Origin of the sequence: Rhodopirellula maiorica SM1, assembly GCF_000346295.1 — a bacterium.
In the GTDB taxonomy this organism is placed as follows: domain Bacteria; phylum Planctomycetota; class Planctomycetia; order Pirellulales; family Pirellulaceae; genus Novipirellula; species Novipirellula maiorica.
On sequence record NZ_ANOG01001089.1, the window covers coordinates 1 to 1,545 of the forward strand.

At 57.6% G+C, this 1,545-nt stretch carries 2 protein-coding genes; one reads left to right on the plus strand and one right to left on the minus strand.

Annotated features, from left to right (window positions below; all coding sequences use genetic code 11):
* The coding region (locus RMSM_RS40385) for a hypothetical protein (RefSeq protein WP_144058191.1) at positions 1 to 335 on the minus strand (335 nt) is incomplete at its 3' end.
* A gap of 391 nt (positions 336 to 726) precedes the next feature.
* Between RMSM_RS40385 and RMSM_RS35310 the strand changes: the two genes are divergently transcribed.
* Positions 727 to 1,545, plus strand: an 819-nt coding sequence (locus tag RMSM_RS35310) for an alpha/beta hydrolase (RefSeq protein ID WP_052031962.1), incomplete at its 3' end; no start/stop codon positions are given.

Here is a 1,545-nt window from a genome sequence, read left to right on the forward strand (position 1 = left end):
TCGCCTGGATCATCCGGCGGTACCACCAAGCGGATGATCGGAACATGGAACAGTTCGGCAGCACGCATCGCTAGCGGTTCAATCGCCGAACCGGCTGCGACCACCAACGTCGATTGGCTTTGGCGGAGATCGAGCATCCGGCGAGACAAGAATTGACACACTCGGCGGTGCAGATGGGGATCGCGGCCAAGCCGGCTGGAGGTGATGCCAACGAGAGCGTCCGGGGCGGCGAGAACATCGCAAGGATGGATCTCCGAAGCATGCAGCGATATTGCTGCGCAGATTTCGAGCCTGTGAAGCCGTTGTTCCAGATTGGCGGCAAGGTCGTCGGGCACGTCAAGGGCACCCCGCTAAGCCTGATTTTCCAGAGAATGAATGGATGTAATACAAACGTAATCTTAGCGTATCTTTTTCGCTGACGGGTTGCCGGATCCGGGGGCGGGCGAAGACAATTGCAGGCGTGCTTGCAGAAGAATTGCTAGCGTATCGCTCGCCCGACGTCGCTGGCGTCGGAAAAAATGGGGCGCCCGCGAGGCTTGGATTGCATCGCGACGTCAGGATACCGGAAATTTAGGTTGTGAAGGACGCGGACGCACGGGACGTCCGGCTACAATAGACGCCACATATCAGGCTGGAAGCCCAGCGAACATGACCGACTCGAAGCCTTCCCCCCACAGAACGGCGGCACGATCCGCGTTCCCCTCCTTGCTGTACTACGAGATCTCTATGAAAAACACGCTCTGCTGCTTCGTTGCCCTCGGTTTGATCGTTTCAACAGGGGCTCTCAAAGCCGAACAACCCGCCGACGCAACCGCCGTGAACACGACGTCGCCTGAGGGGATTGTCAATGTTTGGCCGAGCGAGCCTCCGGCGTGGACGTCACCGACCGAAGCCGAGAAGGACACCAGCGATCAGAACAGCCGCCAAGTGGCAGGGAAATATGTCACCCGGATCGGCAACGTTTCCACGCCCCAATTGTATGTTTACCAGCCCAAAGCCGATGTGAAATCGGATACGGCAATCGTGATTTGCCCAGGCGGCGGCTATTCGATTTTGGCATGGGATCTCGAAGGAACCGAGATCGCAGAATGGCTGCAAGAGATCGGCGTCACCGCAGTCGTGCTGAAGTACCGCGTTCCGACCCGCAGCGAAGACGAGAATTGGAAGCCAGCGGTCCAGGACATCCAGCGTGCGATCAGCTTGGTCCGCAGCGGCGCCGTCGAAGGCGTCTCGGCAACGCGTGTAGGCGTGCTTGGGTTTTCAGCCGGAGGAAACGCATCCGCTCGTGCGGCAACGGCCAGCAAACGATTTTACGCTCCCGTCGATAAACATGATCAAGCGAAATTTGTTCCCGATTTTGCCGTGTTGGTTTACCCCGCGTGGCTTGTCGAAAAGGACGATTCGACTCGGTTGATCGATGATATTCAGGTCTCGGAAAAGACGCCGCCGATGTTCTTTGCCCACGCTCGTGATGACCGCATCAGCTGTTTGGGAAGTGTGACATTGTTTACCGAACTACAAAAACACGACATCAACGCCGCGCTT